The 18,752-nt window shown below is 71.9% G+C and carries 18 protein-coding genes and 22 tRNA genes; 6 read left to right on the top strand and 34 right to left on the bottom strand.

Going from position 1 to position 18,752, the window contains the following annotated elements; translation table 11 throughout:
- Positions 1 to 4: 4 nt before the first annotated feature.
- Positions 5 to 1,309: an MFS transporter gene (locus Athai_RS22480; RefSeq protein WP_203963314.1), complete on the bottom strand. Its 1,305-nt coding sequence runs from the start codon at positions 1,307 to 1,309 to the stop codon at positions 5 to 7.
- A 115-nt stretch (positions 1,310 to 1,424) separates the two neighbouring features.
- Between Athai_RS22480 and Athai_RS22475 the strand changes: the two genes are divergently transcribed.
- Positions 1,425 to 2,072: a GntR family transcriptional regulator gene (locus tag Athai_RS22475; RefSeq protein WP_203963313.1), complete on the top strand. Its 648-nt coding sequence runs from the start codon at positions 1,425 to 1,427 to the stop codon at positions 2,070 to 2,072.
- A gap of 142 nt (positions 2,073 to 2,214) precedes the next feature.
- On the opposite strand, the gene Athai_RS22470 is transcribed toward Athai_RS22475, so the two are convergent.
- From Athai_RS22470 to Athai_RS22350, 26 genes are all read right to left on the bottom strand, one after another.
- Entirely contained in the window at positions 2,215 to 3,822 is a 1,608-nt protein-coding gene (locus tag Athai_RS22470; protein WP_203963312.1) for a TROVE domain-containing protein, read from the bottom strand.
- Positions 3,823 to 4,286: 464 nt separating this feature from the next.
- A tRNA-Cys gene (locus Athai_RS22465) sits at positions 4,287 to 4,365 on the bottom strand.
- 11 nt (positions 4,366 to 4,376) lie between these two features.
- A tRNA-Arg gene (locus Athai_RS22460) sits at positions 4,377 to 4,449 on the bottom strand.
- Between the two features lies 1 nt (position 4,450).
- Positions 4,451 to 4,535 (bottom strand) — tRNA-Tyr (locus Athai_RS22455).
- 4 nt (positions 4,536 to 4,539) lie between these two features.
- A tRNA-His gene (locus Athai_RS22450) sits at positions 4,540 to 4,613 on the bottom strand.
- A 2-nt stretch (positions 4,614 to 4,615) separates the two neighbouring features.
- Positions 4,616 to 4,688: transfer RNA gene (locus tag Athai_RS22445), tRNA-Val, on the bottom strand.
- A gap of 37 nt (positions 4,689 to 4,725) precedes the next feature.
- A tRNA-Asn gene (locus Athai_RS22440) sits at positions 4,726 to 4,801 on the bottom strand.
- 4 nt (positions 4,802 to 4,805) lie between these two features.
- Positions 4,806 to 4,877, bottom strand: a tRNA-Glu gene (locus tag Athai_RS22435).
- A 110-nt stretch (positions 4,878 to 4,987) separates the two neighbouring features.
- Positions 4,988 to 5,059: transfer RNA gene (locus Athai_RS22430), tRNA-Lys, on the bottom strand.
- A gap of 1 nt (position 5,060) precedes the next feature.
- Positions 5,061 to 5,148 (bottom strand) — tRNA-Ser (locus Athai_RS22425).
- Between the two features lies 1 nt (position 5,149).
- Positions 5,150 to 5,227: transfer RNA gene (locus Athai_RS22420), tRNA-Pro, on the bottom strand.
- A 5-nt stretch (positions 5,228 to 5,232) separates the two neighbouring features.
- Positions 5,233 to 5,306 (bottom strand) — tRNA-Arg (locus Athai_RS22415).
- 1 nt (position 5,307) lies between these two features.
- Positions 5,308 to 5,385, bottom strand: a tRNA-Ile gene (locus Athai_RS22410).
- 43 nt (positions 5,386 to 5,428) lie between these two features.
- Positions 5,429 to 5,503, bottom strand: a tRNA-Leu gene (locus Athai_RS22405).
- Positions 5,504 to 5,608: 105 nt separating this feature from the next.
- Positions 5,609 to 5,679, bottom strand: a tRNA-Thr gene (locus tag Athai_RS22400).
- A 1-nt stretch (position 5,680) separates the two neighbouring features.
- Positions 5,681 to 5,753 (bottom strand) — tRNA-Leu (locus Athai_RS22395).
- Between the two features lie 4 nt (positions 5,754 to 5,757).
- Positions 5,758 to 5,829, bottom strand: a tRNA-Gln gene (locus tag Athai_RS22390).
- Positions 5,830 to 5,926: 97 nt separating this feature from the next.
- Positions 5,927 to 6,370, bottom strand: a complete 444-nt coding sequence (locus Athai_RS22385; protein ID WP_203963311.1) for an HNH endonuclease — start codon at positions 6,368 to 6,370, stop codon at positions 5,927 to 5,929.
- A gap of 43 nt (positions 6,371 to 6,413) precedes the next feature.
- Positions 6,414 to 6,485 (bottom strand) — tRNA-Gly (locus Athai_RS22380).
- Positions 6,486 to 6,489: 4 nt separating this feature from the next.
- A tRNA-Thr gene (locus tag Athai_RS22375) sits at positions 6,490 to 6,562 on the bottom strand.
- Positions 6,563 to 6,567: 5 nt separating this feature from the next.
- A tRNA-Leu gene (locus tag Athai_RS22370) sits at positions 6,568 to 6,642 on the bottom strand.
- A gap of 5 nt (positions 6,643 to 6,647) precedes the next feature.
- Positions 6,648 to 6,720, bottom strand: a tRNA-Gly gene (locus tag Athai_RS22365).
- A gap of 1 nt (position 6,721) precedes the next feature.
- Positions 6,722 to 6,796 (bottom strand) — tRNA-Glu (locus Athai_RS22360).
- 210 nt (positions 6,797 to 7,006) lie between these two features.
- Positions 7,007 to 7,079: transfer RNA gene (locus tag Athai_RS22355), tRNA-Trp, on the bottom strand.
- Between the two features lie 76 nt (positions 7,080 to 7,155).
- Positions 7,156 to 7,278 carry a hypothetical protein gene (locus Athai_RS34865; protein WP_275422526.1) on the bottom strand — a complete coding sequence of 41 codons (123 nt, stop codon included), beginning with the start codon at positions 7,276 to 7,278 and terminating at the stop codon, positions 7,156 to 7,158.
- Positions 7,279 to 7,448: 170 nt separating this feature from the next.
- The gene (locus Athai_RS22350; protein ID WP_203963310.1) at positions 7,449 to 8,405 is read right to left on the bottom strand and encodes an EamA family transporter; all 957 of its coding nucleotides are present in this window, start codon (positions 8,403 to 8,405) and stop codon (positions 7,449 to 7,451) included.
- Positions 8,406 to 8,538: 133 nt separating this feature from the next.
- Between Athai_RS22350 and Athai_RS22345 the strand changes: the two genes are divergently transcribed.
- Entirely contained in the window at positions 8,539 to 8,685 is a 147-nt protein-coding gene (locus Athai_RS22345) for a hypothetical protein (RefSeq protein ID WP_203963309.1), read from the top strand.
- A gap of 184 nt (positions 8,686 to 8,869) precedes the next feature.
- Here the strand turns inward: Athai_RS22345 and Athai_RS22340 are convergent, their stop codons facing one another.
- Together Athai_RS22340 and Athai_RS22335 are read right to left on the bottom strand one after the other, a co-directional pair.
- Positions 8,870 to 10,075 (bottom strand): RNA polymerase sigma factor, encoded by a 1,206-nt coding sequence (locus Athai_RS22340; protein ID WP_203963308.1) that lies wholly within the window; start codon positions 10,073 to 10,075, stop codon positions 8,870 to 8,872.
- A gap of 5 nt (positions 10,076 to 10,080) precedes the next feature.
- The gene (locus Athai_RS22335; protein WP_203963307.1) at positions 10,081 to 10,470 is read right to left on the bottom strand and encodes a YciI family protein; all 390 of its coding nucleotides are present in this window, start codon (positions 10,468 to 10,470) and stop codon (positions 10,081 to 10,083) included.
- Here Athai_RS22335 and Athai_RS22330 point away from each other — a divergent pair.
- Both Athai_RS22330 and Athai_RS22325 read left to right on the top strand, forming a co-directional pair.
- Positions 10,457 to 10,660 carry a hypothetical protein gene (locus Athai_RS22330; RefSeq protein WP_203963306.1) on the top strand — a complete coding sequence of 68 codons (204 nt, stop codon included), beginning with the start codon at positions 10,457 to 10,459 and terminating at the stop codon, positions 10,658 to 10,660. The two genes, Athai_RS22335 and Athai_RS22330, sit on opposite strands and share 14 nt — an antisense overlap.
- Complete coding sequence (locus Athai_RS22325; protein ID WP_203963305.1) at positions 10,657 to 11,187, top strand: mycothiol transferase; 531 nt, start codon at positions 10,657 to 10,659, stop codon at positions 11,185 to 11,187. Before Athai_RS22330 ends, Athai_RS22325 begins: the two co-directional genes overlap by 4 nt.
- 55 nt (positions 11,188 to 11,242) lie before the next feature.
- On the opposite strand, the gene Athai_RS22320 is transcribed toward Athai_RS22325, so the two are convergent.
- The 3 genes from Athai_RS22320 to Athai_RS22310 all read right to left on the bottom strand — a co-directional run bounded on the left by Athai_RS22320 (position 11,243) and on the right by Athai_RS22310 (position 13,585).
- Entirely contained in the window at positions 11,243 to 12,403 is a 1,161-nt protein-coding gene (locus Athai_RS22320; RefSeq protein WP_203963304.1) for a fatty acid desaturase family protein, read from the bottom strand.
- Positions 12,404 to 12,444: 41 nt separating this feature from the next.
- Entirely contained in the window at positions 12,445 to 12,648 is a 204-nt protein-coding gene (locus tag Athai_RS22315; protein WP_203963303.1) for a cold-shock protein, read from the bottom strand.
- Between the two features lie 244 nt (positions 12,649 to 12,892).
- Positions 12,893 to 13,585: a DUF4232 domain-containing protein gene (locus Athai_RS22310; protein ID WP_203963302.1), complete on the bottom strand. Its 693-nt coding sequence runs from the start codon at positions 13,583 to 13,585 to the stop codon at positions 12,893 to 12,895.
- A gap of 306 nt (positions 13,586 to 13,891) precedes the next feature.
- Between Athai_RS22310 and Athai_RS22305 the strand changes: the two genes are divergently transcribed.
- Positions 13,892 to 15,127 carry an outer membrane protein assembly factor BamB family protein gene (locus tag Athai_RS22305; RefSeq protein ID WP_203963301.1) on the top strand — a complete coding sequence of 412 codons (1,236 nt, stop codon included), beginning with the start codon at positions 13,892 to 13,894 and terminating at the stop codon, positions 15,125 to 15,127.
- A gap of 84 nt (positions 15,128 to 15,211) precedes the next feature.
- Here the strand turns inward: Athai_RS22305 and Athai_RS22300 are convergent, their stop codons facing one another.
- Entirely contained in the window at positions 15,212 to 16,450 is a 1,239-nt protein-coding gene (locus Athai_RS22300) for a metal-dependent hydrolase family protein (RefSeq protein WP_203963300.1), read from the bottom strand.
- A 90-nt stretch (positions 16,451 to 16,540) separates the two neighbouring features.
- Positions 16,541 to 17,722 carry a phospholipase D-like domain-containing protein gene (locus Athai_RS22295; protein ID WP_203963299.1) on the bottom strand — a complete coding sequence of 394 codons (1,182 nt, stop codon included), beginning with the start codon at positions 17,720 to 17,722 and terminating at the stop codon, positions 16,541 to 16,543.
- A gap of 133 nt (positions 17,723 to 17,855) precedes the next feature.
- Between Athai_RS22295 and Athai_RS22290 the strand changes: the two genes are divergently transcribed.
- Positions 17,856 to 18,722, top strand: a complete 867-nt coding sequence (locus tag Athai_RS22290; RefSeq protein ID WP_203963298.1) for a MurR/RpiR family transcriptional regulator — start codon at positions 17,856 to 17,858, stop codon at positions 18,720 to 18,722.
- Positions 18,723 to 18,752: the final 30 nt, after the last annotated feature.

The following is an 18,752-nucleotide window of genomic DNA, read 5'->3' as shown; positions in this document are numbered from 1 at the left end:
GTGGTCAGCGCAGCGTCCCGCCGGCTGTTTCGCGGCCGGCGACCACCGCGACGAACGTGACGAGGCAGCCGAGGACGACGTACAGGGCGACCGGCCAGATCGAGCCGGTCAGTGCGAGCAGCGCGGTACCGATGAACGGGGCGGTTCCGCCGAAGATCGCGCCGCCGATCTCCCGCCCGGCGCTGACCCCGCTGTACCGGCCACGGGCGTCGAACATCTCGGCGACCAGCGCCGCCTGCGGGCCGAACACGGCGTCCTTCGCGATCGGGATCGCGACGATCATCGCGACGAAGACCAGCAGCGTGTTGCGGGTCGACAGCAACCAGAAGAACGGGAAGGCATACAGCACGGTGAACGCCAGGCCGGCGGTGACCAGCCGGCGGCGGCCGATCCGGTCGGACAGCGCGCCCCACATCGGGATCGTGACGATCTCCAGCGCCGAGGCCACCGCGACTGCCCACAGCATGGTGCTGCGCGACAGGTGCAACTGGCTCGTCCCGTACGCCAGCGAGAACGCCTGGATCAGGTACCCCCAGACGAAACCGGAGACGGTGACGCCCATGGTGCGCAGCACGGCACCGGGCTGCTGCCGCAGGGTGAGCAGCAGCGGGAAGCGCGCGGTCTCGCCGCGGGCGGCCAGCTCGCGGAACACCGGTGTCTCCTGGATGCCGCGTCGCACCAGCCAGCCGAAGCCGACGAGCACGATGCTCGCCAGGAACGGAACCCGCCAGCCCCAGGACATCATCGCGGAGTCGGGGAGCAGCGAGACGGTACCGAAGACCGCGCTGGCCAGCACGAACCCGGCGCCGGTGCCCATCGCGGGTACCGCGCCGAGCAGCCCGCGGCGGCCGGCCGGCGCGTTCTCCACCGTCAACAGCGTTGCCCCGCCGAACTCGCCGCCGACCCCGATGCCCTGGCAGACGCGCAGCGCGACCAGCAGGATCGGCGCCCAGATGCCTGCCTGGGCGTAGGTCGGCAGGATCCCGAGCAGCGCGCTGGACAGCCCCATCACGAGCATCGTGACGAGCAGGATGCGGCGGCGCCCGAGTCGGTCGCCGAGGTGGCCGAACAGCAGCCCGCCGACCGGGCGTGCGGCGAAGCCGACCGCGAAGGTGGCGAACGAGGCCAGCGTGCCGCCGAGCGACGAGGACGAGAAGAACAGCGGGCCGAACACCAGCGCCGAGGCCAGCCCGTACAGGTTGAAGTCGTACCACTCCAGCACGGTGCCCACCGTGCTCGCGATCATGGTGCGCCGGTCGACCCGGGCCGCTGCCTCGGGGATCGCGTCGGCTGTTCCGGTGACGTTCATGGGGCGCTCACCACCTCTCCGTCGAGTCCCACGAAGAGTATGCGATATACGATCTGAGCGCTAGGCTGCGCCGACATCTCCTCGAAACACGAGCGAAGCCGTATATCCTTGCCGTATGTCGACTCCCCTGCCGGCGGTGCCGAGCAAGGCCGATCTGGTGTACGAGCACATCAGCGCCGAGATCCTCAACGGCGCCCTGCAACCTGGCCAGCGGCTGAGCATGGACGCGCTGGCCCGCACCCTCGGCGTCAGCAAGATCCCGATCCGGGAAGCCATGCTGCGGCTGGAGTCGCACGGGCTGGTCGTCCAGCAGCAGCACGCCGGCCCCACCGTCGCCCGGATCAGCGCGCACCAACTGCGCGGTGTCTACCTGGCCCGGCAGGAGATCGAACCGCTCGCCGCCAGGCTCGCCGCACCCCTCATCGACGCCACCGCGCTGGACCGCCTCGACCGGCTCCAGATGTCCATGCGTGAACACCTGCTCGCCGGTCGCCTGGCCGAGATCTCCCCACTGAACTCCGCGTTCCACGAGACCGTGGCGCAGGCCACCGGGTTCGAGATCCTCGTCGAATTCACCGAACGGCTGCTCACCGCGGTCCGTCGCTACCGCGTCTCCGCCCCGCTGGAGGCGGACAACTGGCGGCGTGTGATCGCCGAACACGACGCCATCGTCACCGCCCTGCGCGCCCACGACGCTGACGCCGCGGCTGTCGCCGCCCGCACCCACGCCGCCTCCCAGGCGGACCACGACACCGCACGCTGATCGGCGGCACGGGGCGGCCAGCCGGCGGTACCGAGCGGCGACACCGGGCGGTCGGTCGGCGGCACCGAGCGGCGGCACCCGCCGGTCGGTCGGCGGCACCGACCGGCGGCCGTCCCGCAGGAGCGAGACGGCCGCCGCCGGCTCACAGGTCGCCGCGGGAGAAATCCGCGATCAACCCCGGTACCGCGGAGTCGAAGCCGGACACGTCCAGCATCCCGGCATCGGACGGGTCCGCGATCGTGAACCGGGTCGGCGTCAGCGCCGCCACCACCAGCCGTGCCGCGATCCCGGTCGCCGCACGGTAGTCGGCCAACGCCTGGTGCGGATGCACATCGCCCGCCCACGTCTCGTTGTCGGTCAACACCACGAAGGTGTCCACCTCGACACCCCGCTCGCGCGCCCACACCATCGGCAGCGCGCAGTCGGTACGGCCGAACGGCAGGTTCGACACCGCCGCGACCACGTCGTCGAGCCGCTGCCGCGGGCCGATCGCGAGCGGCGTCAGCGGCGAGGCGCGAGTCCAGCCGCGACCGCCGCCGGTGAACCCGACGATCGCATGCGCGGGTTCGGTCGCCGCGGTGACCAGCGCCAGCGCCGCCGACGCCTCCCGGCACGACACCGGCAACCCGCCGGCCGGTACCGTCATCGACCCGGACACGTCCAGCGCGAGCAGGGTGCGCTTGCCGGCCGGCCGGACCGCACCGTACGCCGCGTAGAACGCCGCATCCAACCCGTCGACGACCGGCGCCGACGGTACCCAGGTGCGGTCCGACCGCCCCGACGCGCCCGCCGCGTAGGTCCGAGCGGCGACCAGCACGCTGACCGGATGCACCCGCGCCGCCGACAGCCGCCGCGGATCGGCCAGCTGCGCCGCCACCGCCGCGGCCCGCGCCGACATCGGCGCCAACAGCCCCAGCCGGGTCAGCCGCGGCAGCTGCCGCAACAGCGCCGTCTGCGGCAGGCCACGATCCAGCAGCGCGGCCCACACGTCCGGCTCGGTCAGCGCCGCATCCGGCAACATCTCCCAGGACAGGCCCGCATCGCCGATCAGCCGTACCCAGGTGGCGACGTCACCAGTCGAGTTCGCCGCCAGGTACGCCCGGTACAGCGGCAGATCCGCCAGCTCCGCATCCCGGCCACAGACCAGATCGAACAGGGCGCGCCGCGCCGGCTCGCCGCTGACCGGATGCGCCAGCCGCAACAGGTCGCGATGCGTCCAGCCCTCCCGCTGCCGGTACTTCAGCAGCTGGTACTCCAGCCGATCGACGCCCTGACCGAGGTACCAGCGGGCGACCGCGCGACGCGCGCCGCGACCCCAGCCGGCGAACTGCTCGCGGTAGCGCGCGAACAGGAACAGGTGCGTGCCGGTCCGGCACACCTGCGGCAGCGCCGCGAACGCCGCCCGCCGGCCGTCCACATCGCCCAACGCCGACGCCGCCGCCAGCGCGAAGACGGCGGGGTGCTGCCGCGGGGCGCGTCCCGCCGTCGACACCTCGACCACCGCACGCACCAGCTCGGCCGCGTCGGCGCGGGCCGCGTCCAGCACGACCTGCGCGTTGTCGGCGGCCAGCTCCGGCGCACCGGTGTAGTAGGTACCCTCGGCCACGCCCAGCGTCAGGAACCGGTGCAACCGGGCGGCCGGGGTGACCGTGAACCCGTAGCCACCGGCGTTGTTCGCGGCCTGCCGAGGATCGGCCGGCCGATCCTGCCGGGTGCGCCGCAGGTTGATCGCGGCGAGTGCGTCGGCCATCGCGGTACTCCTTCGAAGCGGCGCCCGACCCCACCGGAGCGGGGCCGGGCGGATGGCGGCGGGCGTGGGACCGAGTGCCGGACGGTTTCCAGGTGAGGGATAACCGACGCTCTCCGGCCCGCCGTAGAGCTGTGGGTGACGGACATGGCGTGCCGACCGGCAGTACGCCGTCCGCGGGGCGGCCGACGTCCGGCGCCGAGGCGCCGGCGGGACTTGAACCCGAGCCCGGAGGGCTTTGCCAGATAACCGATCGACTCCGGCCCGTCACGATGAAGTTGTGCGGGATGGGCGTGTCGTGCGCTCCGAGAGCTAGTGCTCTGCCTGTTGAGCTACGCCGGCTCGCGCCGGCGGCGGGACTCGAACCCGCAGCCTCTCCATTAACAGTGGTAACCGAAACGCTCCGGCCCATCCCGCGCCGTACCGGCAGGTACGGCCGAACTGTCCACAGTGGATGGCATGGATCGAGGCCCCGCTCGGAGTCGAACCGAGACGTGTCCACTCGCTTTGCAGGCGAGCCGCTCCACCGGGAACGCCCGCGGGGCCTGGAAACTGCGTGCGCCCGGCTGGGATCGAACCAGCGACCTTCCGGGTCGGAGCCGGATGCTCTGTCCGCTGAGCTACGGGCGCATGGTGCGGCAGGAGGGATTCGAACCCCCTAGGCCGAAGCACCTGGGTTACAGCCAGGCCCAACCCTCCAGCGTTGGCGCTGCCGCACGGGGTGCCAGACGGGATTCGAACCCGCAACCGCCGGAGCCACGTTCCGGTGCTCGGACCAGTCGAGCTGCTGGCACAGTGCCCGGGGAGGGACTCGAACCCCCGCTCCGCTGCTTGTAAGGCAGCTGCTCTCGCCGCTGAGCTACCCGGGCGTGCGGCTCCCGGTGGTACCGGGAGCCTGGATGGAACTGGCTCTGGAGACAGGGTTCGAACCTGCAGTCTTCCGGTTAACAGCCGGCTGCTCTGCCCGTTGAGCTACTCCAGAACGGTCGCGCGTACGGGAGTCGAACCCGTTCCTCCGAGGTGAAAGCTCGGTGGCCTGACCGGTAGCCGAACGCGCGTGGGCATGGTTGCGGATGTCCGACTCGAACGGCGTCTCGGGATCATGACTCCCGCGTGGTTCCACTCCACCACATCCGCAGTGCTCCGTCAGGTACTCGGCCTGACGTCGTGCGCCGTGCAGGGCTCGAACCTGCGTCCTCGGATTAAGAGTCCGGTGCTAAACCAACTCAGCTAACGGCGCCTGGCGGTGAGGGTGGGAGTCGAACCCACAAAGCCAGCGGCTCCAACGGTTCTCGGGACCGCGCCCGTCGCCGATCGGGTGGCCTCACCATGGTCGGGTTGGCCGGATTCGAACCGGCGGCCTCTGCTTCCCGAAAGCAGCGTGCTGACCAAGCTGCACCACAACCCGATGCGTACCCCCGGCGCGATTCGAACGCGCGACCTCCTGGTTCGTAGCCAGGCACTCTGATCCGCTGAGCTACGGGGGCATGGTCCTGCCGGCTGGATTCGAACCAGCGACCTTCGCTGTATCAGAGCGACGCTCGAACCGGGGCGAGCTGCGGCAGGATGTGCAGCGAGAGCAGGGATCGAACCTGCGCACGCTGCTGCGTACCCGGGGTGCGATTCGAACGCACACTGTCCTGGTCCTGAACCAAGTGCCTCCTGCCAGTTGGGCTACCCGGGCATGGTGGACGACCTCGGTATCGAACCGAGCAGGCGCTGTGTGCAAGACAGCGCTGCGCACCTGCGCGTCGCCCTTACCAGCGGCGTACCGCCACCGGTGGGGCCGAGCCGACGCCAGGAGTCGAACCTGGACCGGCCGCTCACGAAACGGCTGCACGGCCATCGTGCTGCGTCGGCGTACCCTCGGCGCGATTCGAACGCGCACTGTCGGTTTCCTCAAAACCGGGCCTCTACCGTTGGGCTACGAGGGCGGGGATCCCCCGCGTGGATTCGAACCACGCCTTCGGCGTTCAGAGCGCCGTGTCCTGCCGGCTAGACGACGGGGGAGCGGGGCCGGCGACCCCCGTACCTGCCAGGGCCCTCGAACGGGCGTTGGCGGATCGCCGGCCGCAGGTGTCGGTACGGGAGGGACCGACCCCTGCACTCAGCGTCGGGTGACCTGCGCCCAGCCCGGGGTGCGCGGTACGACGCGCAGCCGCATGCCGGCCTCTTCGGGAGTGCGGTCACCCTTGCGCTGGTTGCAGCCGCCGCAGGCGGCCACGGTGTTGCGCCAGGTGTTCCGGCCGCCGCGGGAGCGGGGCAGGATGTGGTCGACGGTGCTCGCCGGATCGCCGCAGTAGCCGCACCGGTGGCCGTCGCGGGCCATCAGTCCGCGACGGGACCAGGCGGGTCCGGCGGAGAACCGCCAACGCGTGACGACGTAGCGAACCAGCCGCACCACCTTGGGCAGCGGGTAGATGCCGAGCAGCTGGTCGGGCACCGCCTCGTGTACGACGGCGACCTTGCGGCACAGCATCCGGATCGCGTGTTGGATCGGCACCCGGTGCAGCGGCCCCAGGTCCGCGTTGAGTACCAGTACCGCGTCCACCGGGCACCTCCTTCCTGTTGGCCCGTGGTCGATGTGATGTGCGAGCGGCAGGCGGGATTCGAACCCGCGACCTCGACGATGGCAACGTCGCGCTCTACCTCTGAGCTACAACCGCGTGAAGCCGCCGGCCAGACTCGAACTGGCTACCTCCGTCGTACCGGGACGGTGCTCGACCCGACGAGCTACGGCGGCATGCGTGCCCTGCGAGGGAGTCGAACCCTCACCACACCGGGTTTGAGCCGGCGCCCTCGTTCCAGTTGGGGTAGCAGGGCAACGGAGCGGCCGGTGGGCATCGAACCCACTGTTCCGGTTTGGAAGACCGGCGTGTCCGCCGAGTTCACCACGACCGCATGGCAGCGAGTAGGGGAGTCGAACCCCTGTTTCCGGAATGAGAATCCGGCGGCCTGACCGCTAGCCGAACCCGCCACGGGGCTGTGTCACAGCCCTTGGTCTGGTGCCCGCGAGTCGAACGCGGTGTCTCTTGCTTCCAGGGCAAGCGGGTTCCCGTCTCCCTCGCACCAGATTGGCCGGCCCCGCAGGATCTCGTAGCGAGAGTCCCGGTCGGGGCCGACCGTTCCATGCCATCCACTGTGGAGTTGACAAATGTCGTGCCCGCCAGCCGTGGCTGGGGGCGCGCACGGGCGGCAGGACTCGAACCTGCAACCGGCGGTGTTGGAGACCGCTGCTCATCCAGTTGAGCTACGCCCGTATTCTGTTGTGCGGCAACGAAAAAGCCGCCCTACCCGGATCGGGTGGGCGGCTGCGAGGCGCGTGGATCGCGTCTGTTACACCCACCTACCCGTCTCCTCGACGGTGCCGGCGTGTTCGATGATCCCCAGGTAGGGCATGATCGAGCCACCGCACAGCGCGCGGCGCTGCGGGTTCGTGGGCTTCGACCACTCGAACATCTGGCTGGCTCCGTTTCGGATCGGTTGGCGTTGCTTCTTGCCGGTGTTGCTTTCAACGAAGACGATACGACTGCTATTCCGGCGGACGCAATGTTTTAACGCCGCGGACCGGTTCCGGGCCGGCGCAACCCGCTGTCATGCTGCGCTGATTCCCTTGCGCAGCAGGGGAATCAGCGATGGGCGAGAAGTTCGTCGGAGGTACCAGCCGGCGCTGCGGCCGGCGCGGGCGGGGTGGCGCGCTGGGCGATGGCGGCACCGGCGAGCACCAGCAGCCCGCCGGCGACCTGGATCGCGGTCATCGACTGGCCCAGCAGCAGCCAGGCCAGCAGCGCGGCCAGTACCGCCTCCAGGCACGCCACCGTGCTGCCGACCGGGGCGGACAGCCGCCGTACCGCGGCGATGCCGGTCAGGTAGGCGACCACGGTGGTGACCACGGCGAGCCACGCCACCAGCAGCCAGGCCGGCACCGGGATGCCGCGTACCGGTGCGGCGGTGCCGAGCAGGTGCCAGGGCAGCGTCCACGGCCGGGCGAGCACGGTGAGCGCGGCGGCGCCGACGAGCAGGCCGACGGCGAGCATCGCGGTGGGGGACACCGGCCGGGCGCCACCGCCCTCGGACAGCACGAAGTAGACGACCTGGCAGCAGGCGGCGCCGAACGCCAGCGCCAGCCCGAGCGGGTCGAACCGGGCGCCGGACCACACCTCGACCACGTTGGCCAGGCCGACCACGGCGAACACCACGCCGACCAAGGCGGCACGAGACACTCGGCGGCGCAGCACCACCCGGACGAACGCGAGCACCAGCACCGGCGCGAAGTACTCGACCAGCAGGGCGACGCCGACCGGGATGCGCGAGATCGCGGCGAAGTAGCAGGCCTGGACACCGGCGACGGCGAACAGCCCGTACGAGACGATCCGGGTGGGGTGGCGCAGCGCGCCGAGGTGCCGCACGGCGAGCGGAAGCAGCACCAGCGCGGCGCCCGCGACCCGCAGGAACGCCACCTGCAGCGGGTCGATCCCGGCGTCGATCAGCGGCTTCGCGACCGGCCCGGAGCCACCGAACGCCACCGCCGAGACGAGCGCGAGCAGCAACCCTGCCCGCCGCGTACCGAAAGCACCAGAGCCCACCGGGGCACCTTACGCGTCGGCCGCGCCGCAGCGCCGCGATCCGGATCACCAGCCAGGTAAACCCGGCCGGTCCTCGCGGTGTCCTACTCCGTGACGGGGCAGTGTCCTGCTTCGTGACGGGAAGGAGCGCGAGATGGGCGTACGGGCATGGTGGCAGCGGCTGTGGCGCCGGTGGCGGCGGCCGGAGCACGACGCGGCGACGATCGGCGAGGTCCGGTCCCGGGGCAAGGAGCAGCTGGCCAAGTACGACACCAGGTTCCGCGGCGGCAGCCCCATGTGACCACCCGGCCCGGAGCCGCACCCGCGCCGGCTCCGGCCCGGCCCCTGCGCCGGCTCCGTCCCGGCCCGGCCCCGTCCCCGCACGGCCGGTGCCCTGTTCCGGCCCCGTGTCCTGTGCCGGTCCCGTCGCCGTACGGCCGGTGTCCGGCGCCGCCCGCACTGGCGCGAGGCGGCGCCGGCGCCGGTCAGTCCGGCGCTCCGGCGGCGAGCCGGTTGAGGTAGCGCTGTTCGGGGATGCTGCGAGTCAGCTCCGCGGCGCGCCGGAACTCGGCACGCGCCTGGGCGGTACGGCCAAGGCGGGCCAGCAGGTGCCCGCGCGCGGCGTGCGCGCGGTGGCCGCTCGACGGCAGGTCGTCGAGCAGGGCGAGCCCGGCCGCCGGCCCGTCGACCTCCGCGGTCGCCACCGCGAGGCCGAGCGCCGTGGCGGGGGACGGCTCGACCCGGTCGAGCATCCGGTACAGGGCGAGGATCTGCGGCCAGTCGGTCGCGGCGACGTCGGGCGCCTCGTCGTGTACCGCGGCGATCGCGGCACGCAGTTGGAAGGCTCCGACGTAGCCGACCGGCAGGGTGCGTTCCAGCAGGGTGACACCCTCGGTGATCAGCTCCTGCCGCCAGCGACCGCGGTCCTGCTGCTCCAGCGGCACCAGGTCGCCCTGCTGGTCGAGCCGGGCCGGGCCGCGGGCGTGGGTGAGCAGCAGCAGCGCGAGCAGGCCGGCGTTCTCCGGATCGGCCGGTGCCCGGCGAACCAGCGCCCGGGCCAGCCGTACGGCGGTGTCGGCCAGCAGCGGGTCGGTGGCGCGCGGGCCGTCGGCCGCCAGGTGCGCCCGCGTGTACAGCAGCGAGATCGCGTGCCGGACGGCGAGCAACCGGGCCGGTAGCTCGGTGGGCGACGCGGGTGCGAACCGGGCGCCGGCCCGCTTCAGGGTCGCCTTCGCCCGGCTGATGCGCTGCGCCACCGTCGACTCCGGGACGAACAGGCCGGCTGCGATCTCGGCGGTGGTGAGCCCGGCGACGGCGCGCAGCATCAGCGCCAGTTGCGAGGTGGGCGTCAGCGCCGGGTGCGCGCACAGCACGAGCAGGTCGAGCATGTCGTCGCCGGCCGCCGGGATCTCGGCGGGTGCCGCGGCGTCGAGGCGGGCCGCCTTCTCCTCCCGCGCCCGGCGGGCCACATCGGAGCGCAGCTGGTCGACCAGCCGCCGGGACGCCACCCGCAGCAGCCAGCCGGCCGGGTTGGCCGGTACCCCGTCGCGTGGCCACTGCTCGGCCGCGGCGACCAGCGCCAGCTGTACCGCGTCCTCGCAGTCGGCGAACGTGCCGTGCCGCCGGGACAGCGCGGCGAGCACGTGCGGCGCCTCCCGCCGCCACACGTCCTCGAAACCCGCCCCGGCCATCGCGCTCAGTCCTCCGGGCCGCCGCTCATCACGGGGCGCAGCTCGACGGTCTCGCCGGGGCCGGAGAACAGCCCGGCGATCTGCTCGGCGCGTTCCTGGGTCTCCACGTCGATCAGGAAGAACCCGGCGAAGTGCTCCTTGCCCTCCGCGTACGGCCCGTCGGCAACGACCCGGTCGCCGTCGCGCCAGCGGAACAGCCGGGAGGTGGACGGCGCGCCGAGCGCCTCGGCGTGTACGAACTCGCCCCGCTCGACAACCTGGGCGAATCCGTCCTCGAAGTCCTTGTTCAGCCGGTTGCGTTCGGCGGCCGGCAGCGCCTGGTGCTCGGGCAGGTAGTCCGCCGTGGGGTGGCCCCAGGGCTGCGGGTTCGAGTGGATCAGGATGACGTACTTCATGACTGCTCCTTGCCGCCGTCTGGTCTGGCCGGAGGCGCATCGCCTCCACCATCATGTCGGGGCCGGCTGCCGGGTTCTCGACATCGCCCGGCTCGCCACCTCGATCGCGCGCGCCGGCCCGGCGATCGGGAAGATTCTCTCGACCGGTGATGTCGAAGCGGGCCACGCCAGCCTCGACCTACGGGTATGACACAGCATCGAAGCGATCCCGACCCGTTCACCACCGAACTGCTCGGCTGGATCCAGGGCGCCACCGAACGCATCTGCGGCTCGGTCGCCGGCCTGACCGAAGCCCAGGTGCGTACCCCGGCGGCGCCGTCCGGCTGGACCATCGCCGGCCTGGTCGGGCACGTACACGACTCGACCTGGTTCTGGCTGCACCACGTCATCGCCGGCAACCCGATGCGGTTCCGCGGCGACGACGGGTGGGACAACGACCCGGACCTGCCGTTCCCGCAGCTGGTGGCCCGGCTGCGGGAGGACACGGCGCGCGGGTGTGCCGCGATCGCCCGGACCGCCAGCACCGACGCGCCCGGCTGGTGGCCGGAGGGCGCCTGGGGCGGCTACCGGCAGGACACCGTACGCGGGGTGCTGGTGCACCTGCTCAACGACAATGCCGCGCACACCGGGCACCTCGATCTGGCCCGCGAGGCCATCGACGGCGGTGTCTGGGACTACGCCATCGACGGCATCCGCCGCCCGGCCGACCGGAACTGACCGCCGCGAGCTGCCCGGGCTCGCCGCGTCGCACGATCAGCGGCGGATCGCACGATCAGCGGCGCATGGCGAGCATCGGGCACTCGAACGGGTCGCGGGCGGCCAGGCCGACCTGGTTGAGGTAGCCGACGACGATCGCGTACGAGCGCGGCAGGGACGTCTCGGTGTACGGGATGTTCCGGCTCTGGCAGTACTCGCGCACGATGGTGCGGGCGCGGGCCAGGTGCGGGCGCGGCATGCTCGGGAACAGGTGGTGCTCGATCTGGTAGTTGAGCCCGCCCATCAGCGCGCTCGCCCAGAAGCGCCCGCGGATGTTGCGCGAGGTTCGGACCTGTTTGGTGAAGAAGTCGAGTTTCTCGTCCTTGCCGACCACCGGCATACCCTTGTGGTTGGGTGCGAAGGTGGCGCCCATGTAAACGCCGAAAACGGCAAGTTGCACGCCGCAGAACGCGGCGGCGACACCGGGCGAAAGGAATACGAAGGCAGGCACCGCGATCAGCGCGAGATGGGCGGCGATCAAACCGATTTCGGTCCACCGGCCGGTGATCTTGCCGCGGCCGAACAGAAACCGCAGCGAACTGACGTGCAGGTTCAGCCCCTCCAGCGTCAGCAGTGGAAAGAACGCGTATCCCTGGCGCCGGTTGAGCAAGGCAAGAAAGCCGCGTTTGGTAGCGGCGTCCTCGGGTCGGAAAGAGATGACGCCCGGCGCGATGTCGGGATCCTTGTCGACCCGGTTCGGATTTCCGTGATGGCGGGTGTGTTTGCCCATCCACCACGAGTAGCTGATACCGACCAGTAGGGTACCGAGCAGGCGCCCGGCCCGGTCGTTGGCCGGCCCGGAGGAGAAGATCTGGCGGTGCGATGCCTCGTGCGCGAGGAACGCGAACTGGGTGCACGCCACGCCGAGCACCCCGGCGATCAGCAGCTGCCACCAGGTGTCGCCGAGCAGCGCGAAGCCGACCCCGGCGCCCGCGACCACCAAGCACAGCACCGCGAACACCAGCGCGTAGAACCAGCGCGCGCGCCGTAGCAGCCCCAGCTCGCGCACCACCCGTGCGACCGCCTGATAAGAACCGGTGAACTCGGCGGCCTTCCGCGGGCGCTGCTGCGACGCGTCGGCCGTGCCGATACCTGTGATGGAGATAGCCGCTCCCTGATCGTGTCGGGGCCGGGCACCGGAACCGTCGGCCGGCGGTGCTCCGGCAGGTCGATACACGAAAGGGGCGCCCGGAGAATGGGCGCCCCTTTCGGCGCGATTCAGATGGCCGAGACTCGCACGGCCTGCGGTCCGCGGTTGCCGGGTTCGACGTCGAACTCGACCCGGGCCGCCTCGTCCAGGCTCCGGTAACCGGAACCCTGAATGGCGGAGAAATGAACGAAGAGGTCCTCGCCGCCGTCGTCCGGGCTGATGAACCCGAAACCCTTGTCGGCATTGAACCACTTCACGGTGCCCTGAGCCATGTGTCTCCTTCGATATTGTCGTACGGTGCAGCATCGATACATACACCGCGCAACGCACACGGCTCACGGAGAAAATCCGGAAAAGAGACCGCGCCCGCTGTCAATCTTTGCGAGCGCCCTCAAGAAAACGACCACAAAAACCGTGGAACACGTCGAGTACAGCACGCGGAACCGGCACCGTCAACCCGACTGGCCGAGACGACGGACACCTGTCCCGGCCGGTCGGAGGTCGTGCCGGCGCCGGTCAGCGCACCGTACCGGTGCCGGTGCGCATCGCGGTGATCTCGCCGACGCCGACGCCGCGGGCGGTGCAGGCCCGCACCGCGAGCGGCACGTACACGGCGGCCTTCTGATCCGGCGGGTACACCCGCAGCCCCCGCACCGTGGTCGGCTTGCAGCTGCCGCTGGGGAGGTTGCCCACCTGCGGGTAGCGGAACGTGGCATGCGCCGTACCGCCGGGCCGCAGCGTGACGCTCGAGTAGCCGCCGCCCTGCCGCCGGGCCGGGCTGCCGACCTGGTCACCCTGGTCGCCGGTCACGAACGAGACACCCGGATAGCCCGCCTCGACGCACGTCCGGCCGCCCCGGTTGGTGAACACCAGCTGCACCTGCGTGGCGCCCATCGCCCCGTTGCGCTGGCCGGTCGCCACCCGCAACTGGCTGGTGGTGCAGGTGGCGACGCCGTGCGCGCCGTTGCCGCCCGAACCGTCGCCGCCCGAGGCTGCGGACCGGCCGGTACCCGTCGGTGCCGGGCCGGGGCTCGCCGCGCTCGACGTGCTGGCCGCCGGCGTGGTCGTGCTCGGTGTCGGTGCCGCCGTGTGCTGCCCACCGGGCGACGGCGAACCGCCGCCCGAGCAGCCGGCCAACCCGAGCAACGCCGCGCAGCCGGCCGCCGCGCAGGCAACGCCGCCGAACCTGGTCCGGTACGAGATCGTCATCGTCGAGCCTCCCCGGTGCCCGGGCGGCCATCGCGCACCCGCCCGAAGCGGTAGCTGCCTCTCCCCGCGGTACTGCCCGTTCCGGCGGGATTCCATGCATCCTGGTCGCCGGCGACCGGCGACCGGCGCCACCCGGCTCGCCCGCTGGGTGGGCTGCGCCGCCCGGCGAAGCGGCCGGCCCCGATGCGGCCGGCCTCGATGCGGCCGTCGCCCCGGAACGCGGGCTTCGCCGCGACCCGGAAGCCGGCCGGATACCATCCGCCGCGAGGTCGAACGGGAGGCTGCGGATTGGGCGCCAGGGTGCGGATGACACGCGGACATGCGGTGCTCGTGGCCGTGGTCGTGGTGGCGTTGCTGGGCGGTGCGGTGGGCGCCTGGAGGCTTCTCGCCGACCACTACGGCGAGCGGGTGACCGGGCCGTACGGCAGCTATCCCGGTACCGCCGGTACCAGGGCGGAGCTGGGCAGCTTCGCCGGGCCGGTGCGGCTGGTCGACGGGCTGGCGGTGATCGGTGCGGGTAACCGGGTTCGGTCCGCCGGTGGCACCCGCACCCTCGACAACGGCATCGCCGCGATCGATCTGCACACCGGCTCGCTCTACTGGAGCTACCGGCGTCCGGGGCACGGCGTCGCGGCGGACACGGTGACGAGGACCAGTACGTACGTGCTGTGGGACGACGGGCTGCTGGTACGGCTCGACAGCAGGACCGCGCGGCCCCGATGGCACCGGCGGCTGGATCCGCAGCGGGCGCCCCGGCTGGCACCGGCGGCCGGCGGCACGCTGCTGGTGGCGGCGGAGCAGGCGCTGGTCGCGGTGGCGCGGGCGGACGGCGCGGTGCGGTGGCAGGCGCACCCCGGCGCCGGGTGCGCGTTCGTGACCAGGTGGGAGGCCCCGGCGGCCCGCGTCGTCGCCGCGGGCACCGAGTCGCACGGCGCCGGCTCCTGCCACGAGCGGGTCACCGGATACCGGCTGAACTCCGGCCGTGTCGCCTGGCGGCACAGCGGCGCAGGACTGGCCGACTGGGTGCTCCCGGTCGACGACACCACCCTGGTCGACCTGGACGCCACGGTGTGGTCCGCCGACTCCGGCCGGCGACTGCGCACCCTGCGGCACTGGCGCGACGGCAGCGCTGGCGGCGGGTTGCTGTTCGGCAGCGACCAGCACGGCGTCTACGCCACGGATCCGAGCACGGACCGGCAGCTGTGGCGGCGTCCGGTGCCGGCCGGCGAGGAGATCACCGGGCCGCCGGTGTACGTGGACGGCGACGACGTCTGTGTCATGCTGCGGTCGGCCACCGGGCACCACACCGCGCGGCTGCGGCTGGCCTGCTACGCCCCGCGTACCGGGGCGGCGGTGGCCGGCGCGGACGTACCGGTGGTGGTCCCGACGTACCTGTCGGGCGACGAGCGCACCGACTTCCGCTGGTCGTTGACCGCGACCGTGACCGCCGCGGGCGCCGGGACCCTCGCCGTCACCGAGACCGACGCCTACCTGACCGGCCTCGGCACCGCGCCACCCACCGTCGTACTGCCCCAGCCCTGACCTGCACGGTCGCCGGGACGGCAGCGTGGCCCGGTGGCGTCGACGGCCGGCCGGGTACCGCGGGGCGTGCGAGGCGCTCGCCGGTCAGGCGGCGGTGGGGCGCTTGTGCACGACGCCGGAGCGCATGACGAAGTCGACCCGGCCGGTGACCTGGATGTCGGTGAACGGGTCGCCGGGCATCGCGACCAGATCGGCGAGCTTGCCGGCGGCGAGCACACCGACCTCGTCGAGCCGCAGCATCTCGGCGGCGACGCTGGTGGCGGCGCGCAGCGCGCGCAGCGGGCTGATCCCGGTCGAGACCATCGCGCCGAACTCCCGCCAGTTGTCCCGGTGCGGGAACATCCCGGCGTCGGTACCGAAGGCGACCTTGACGTCGCTGCCCGCCAGGTGCTCGGCGGCGGCCTCCAACTGCGCGCGGTACTTCACGAACTTGGCCCGCTTGTACGGCGGCCGGCCCTGCCAGTGCTCGTCGTTGTCGAGGTTGCGCAGATCCGACAGCACCACGTACTGGGTGGGTACCAGGAAGACGCCGGCGTCCTCGATCATCGCCAGCCCGTCGGCGGAGATCAGGTTGCCGTGGTCGATGCTGCGCACCCCGGCCCGGACCGCCCGGCGGGCGGCCTCGTCACCGAAACAGTGCGGGGTGACCGGCACGTCCAGGTCGGTCGCGGTGGCGACGAGGACGTCCATCTCCTGCTGGCTGTAGGTGGTGTGGTTCGGGTCGTCGGACGGGGAGCTGAACCCGCCGGTGGCGGCGAACTTGATCCAGTCGGCGCCGGCCCGGATCTCCTGCCGCACCAGGGTGCGGATCTCGTCCGGGCCGTCGGCGGTCGCGAACTCCATCCCGCGCCCGGCGGACTGGTACTGGTCGGCGAGCAGGCCGCTGAAGTCGCCGTGGCCACCGCGGGCGGACAGGATGTGCGGCGCCACCAGCATCCGCGGCCCGGGGACGAGGCCGGCCGCGACGGCGTTGCGCAGGTCCACCGTCGGATGGTCGACGTCGCCGCAGCCGAGGTCGCGGATGGTGGTGAACCCGTTGTCCAGCAACGCCTTCAGCACCGGCAGCGCACGCAGCGTCTTGGCCGGGCTGGACAGGAAGGCCAGCTCCTGGATGTTCGGCGCCAGCGTGACGTGCGTGTGGCAGTCGATGAAGCCGGGCGTGACGGTGCGCCCGGGCAGGTCCAGCACCTCGGCGCCGGGGGGCGGGTCGATCGTCTCGTCGATCCGGTCGATCCGGTCGTCGACGACCAGCACCTGCCGCGGGTTCGCCGTCTCGGCGATCCCGTCCCACACGTTCGCCCCGGTGATCAGCGTCGTCGCCATCAGCCACCCCCGTGTTCGCGGTCGTCCCCGACGCTAGCGGCCACGGCGGCCCGCCGACGGCGATACCGGAAAGACCCCCACCGGGGCCGGTCAGAGGCTGCTGCCGGTGTTGTAGGCGTCGTTGAAGTGGGCGAAGAACGCGTCGTACATCGCCTGGCTGTCCTCCACCTTGACCAGGATCTCGTCGTTGTAGTGCAGCGCCGAGTAGGTCAGGTTGTGCGAGCCGGTGAACACCAGCGTCCGGTCGCCGGTGGAGCCCGCGTACCGGCCGTAGACGAGGATCGTCTTGTCGTGCACCGGTGAGGTGTGCACCGGGATGCCGGCGGCCTTGAGCGCCGACAGCGGCTGGCTGGCGATCGAGCCGACGTCGACCCAGGTGTGGCAGCCCTGCTGGTGCAGCGAGACGAGCTTGTTCACCACCGCCATCCGGCCGTTGGTGATCGACGCCTCCATCACCCGCACCCGGCAGCTGTCGTCGGCGTCGACGTAGTTGAGCCGGTTGACGACCAGGTCGGTGGTCTGCTCGGGCGACGCGTACACCTGCACGTGCGAGGCGGCCGAGCCGAAGTAGCCGCGCGGCGCGGACGCGACGTAGAAGTCGTCGTTCGGGTAGGACCGTTCGGCCCACATCGGTTGCCACAGCTGCTGGTAGAAGCCGTCGTAGAGCTGCTGGTCGCCGTAGACGGTGAAGGAGTCGTTGAACTCGTTCGCGCCGGACGCGTAGGTCATGTTCGGCGAGCCGAACCAGGTGACCCACTGGTGCTGGGTGCCCGACGCGTCCGCCGTCTGCGAGAACAGCATGTACTTGGCGTGCATCAGCCCGGTGGAACTGGTCGACAGGCAGCCCCCGCCGTACGCGAGGGACGCGCTGCCGTGGTCGCACCAGTGGTGGTCGGCGCCGAGCAGGTTCGCCAGCGCGGCGGGGGAGTCGTCGGTGGACTTCTGGTCCTCCCCGTTGTGCACCGCGTACACGTGCACCCCGCGGTCGACCGCGTCGGCGATCGCGTCGTACACGATGTTCGCGCTGATGCTGTAGAGCGCGATGTGGATGCTGGAGCCGGCCGGTGCGCCGTCGATCAGCGCGATCATCTTCTGCAGCTGGGCGGTGTCCTGGCCGCCGTGATCGACCGGATCGTTGAACACGATGTCGACCGGCGAGGAGCCGATCGTGGTGGAGACCGGCGCCTGGCCGGCGGCGGCCGGCCGGGCCAGCACCAGTGTGGCGGCCAGCAGCGCCAGCGCCAGCGTGGTGGCGCGGATCCGGTACGTCATCATCGCCTCCCGACATCCGACCTGACCCCTTCGTACACCGTTGGAAGGTTTGTGTCGAGATCTGGGCGTCGGACGAAAGGGGTTGCCGAGGCCGCCGGAAACTGGGTTTCCAACAATCAGGTAGGTTGGAAACGTGAGTTCCTCGTTCCCGTTCGACCTGGCCGGACTGCGCGCCGCACTGCAGGCCCGGCTGCCCGGGCTGCGGCCAAGCGACGCCGCGGTGATCCGGCTCGCGCTCGACGAGCCGACGTTCCTGGTGTCGGCCACCACCGCCGAGGCCGCCGAGCGCGCCGGCGTCTCACCGGCCACCGTGGTGCGCGCCGCCCGCGCGGTCGGCTACGACGGCTTCAGCGAGTTCAAGCTCGCGCTCGCCCGCGCCTCCGGCGGCGTCAGCATCTTCATGCCACCGCGGCAGCTGTCCGACGCGGCCACCACCGCCGAGCTGCAGGAGGCGATCCTGTCCAGCCATGCGGCGAGCATCGCCGCCATCCGCGGCACCCTCGACACGGCCGACCTGGACCGCGCGGTGACCCTGCTCGACCGCGCCGGCCGCATCCTCGTCGCCGGCTCCGGTACCTCCGCGTCGGTCGCCCTCGACGCCGCGTTCCGGTTCACCTCGATCGGGCTGCTCGCGCAGGCCTCCGCCGACCACCTGTCGGCGATGGTGGTGGCCCGGCTGCTGACCGCCGACGACGTGCTGGTCGCGGTCAGCTACTCGGGCGTGACGCCGCAGACGATGGACATCGTCGAGGCGGCCGCGTCCGCCGGCGCCAGCGTCGTCGCGATCACCAGCTTCACCTCCTCGCCGCTGGCCCGCGCCGCGCACGTCACGCTGATCGCCGGCGGCGAGAACCTGGGCCGGCAACTCGCCGCCTCCAGCAGCCGGCTGGCCCACCTCGCCGTCGTCGATCTGCTGCACGCCGCCGTCGCCCGCGCCGACATGGACCGGACCCGCCGGGCCGAGCGCCTCGGCATCGAACTGCCCGACGGTACGGCGTGACGCCACCCGCCGCGCGTCCGGACCGCGGTC

The organism is Actinocatenispora thailandica, from assembly GCF_016865425.1.
Taxonomy (GTDB): domain Bacteria; phylum Actinomycetota; class Actinomycetes; order Mycobacteriales; family Micromonosporaceae; genus Actinocatenispora; species Actinocatenispora thailandica.
The sequence above is the reverse complement of the archived record's forward strand: the minus strand, read 5'-3'. Positions and strand labels throughout refer to the sequence as shown.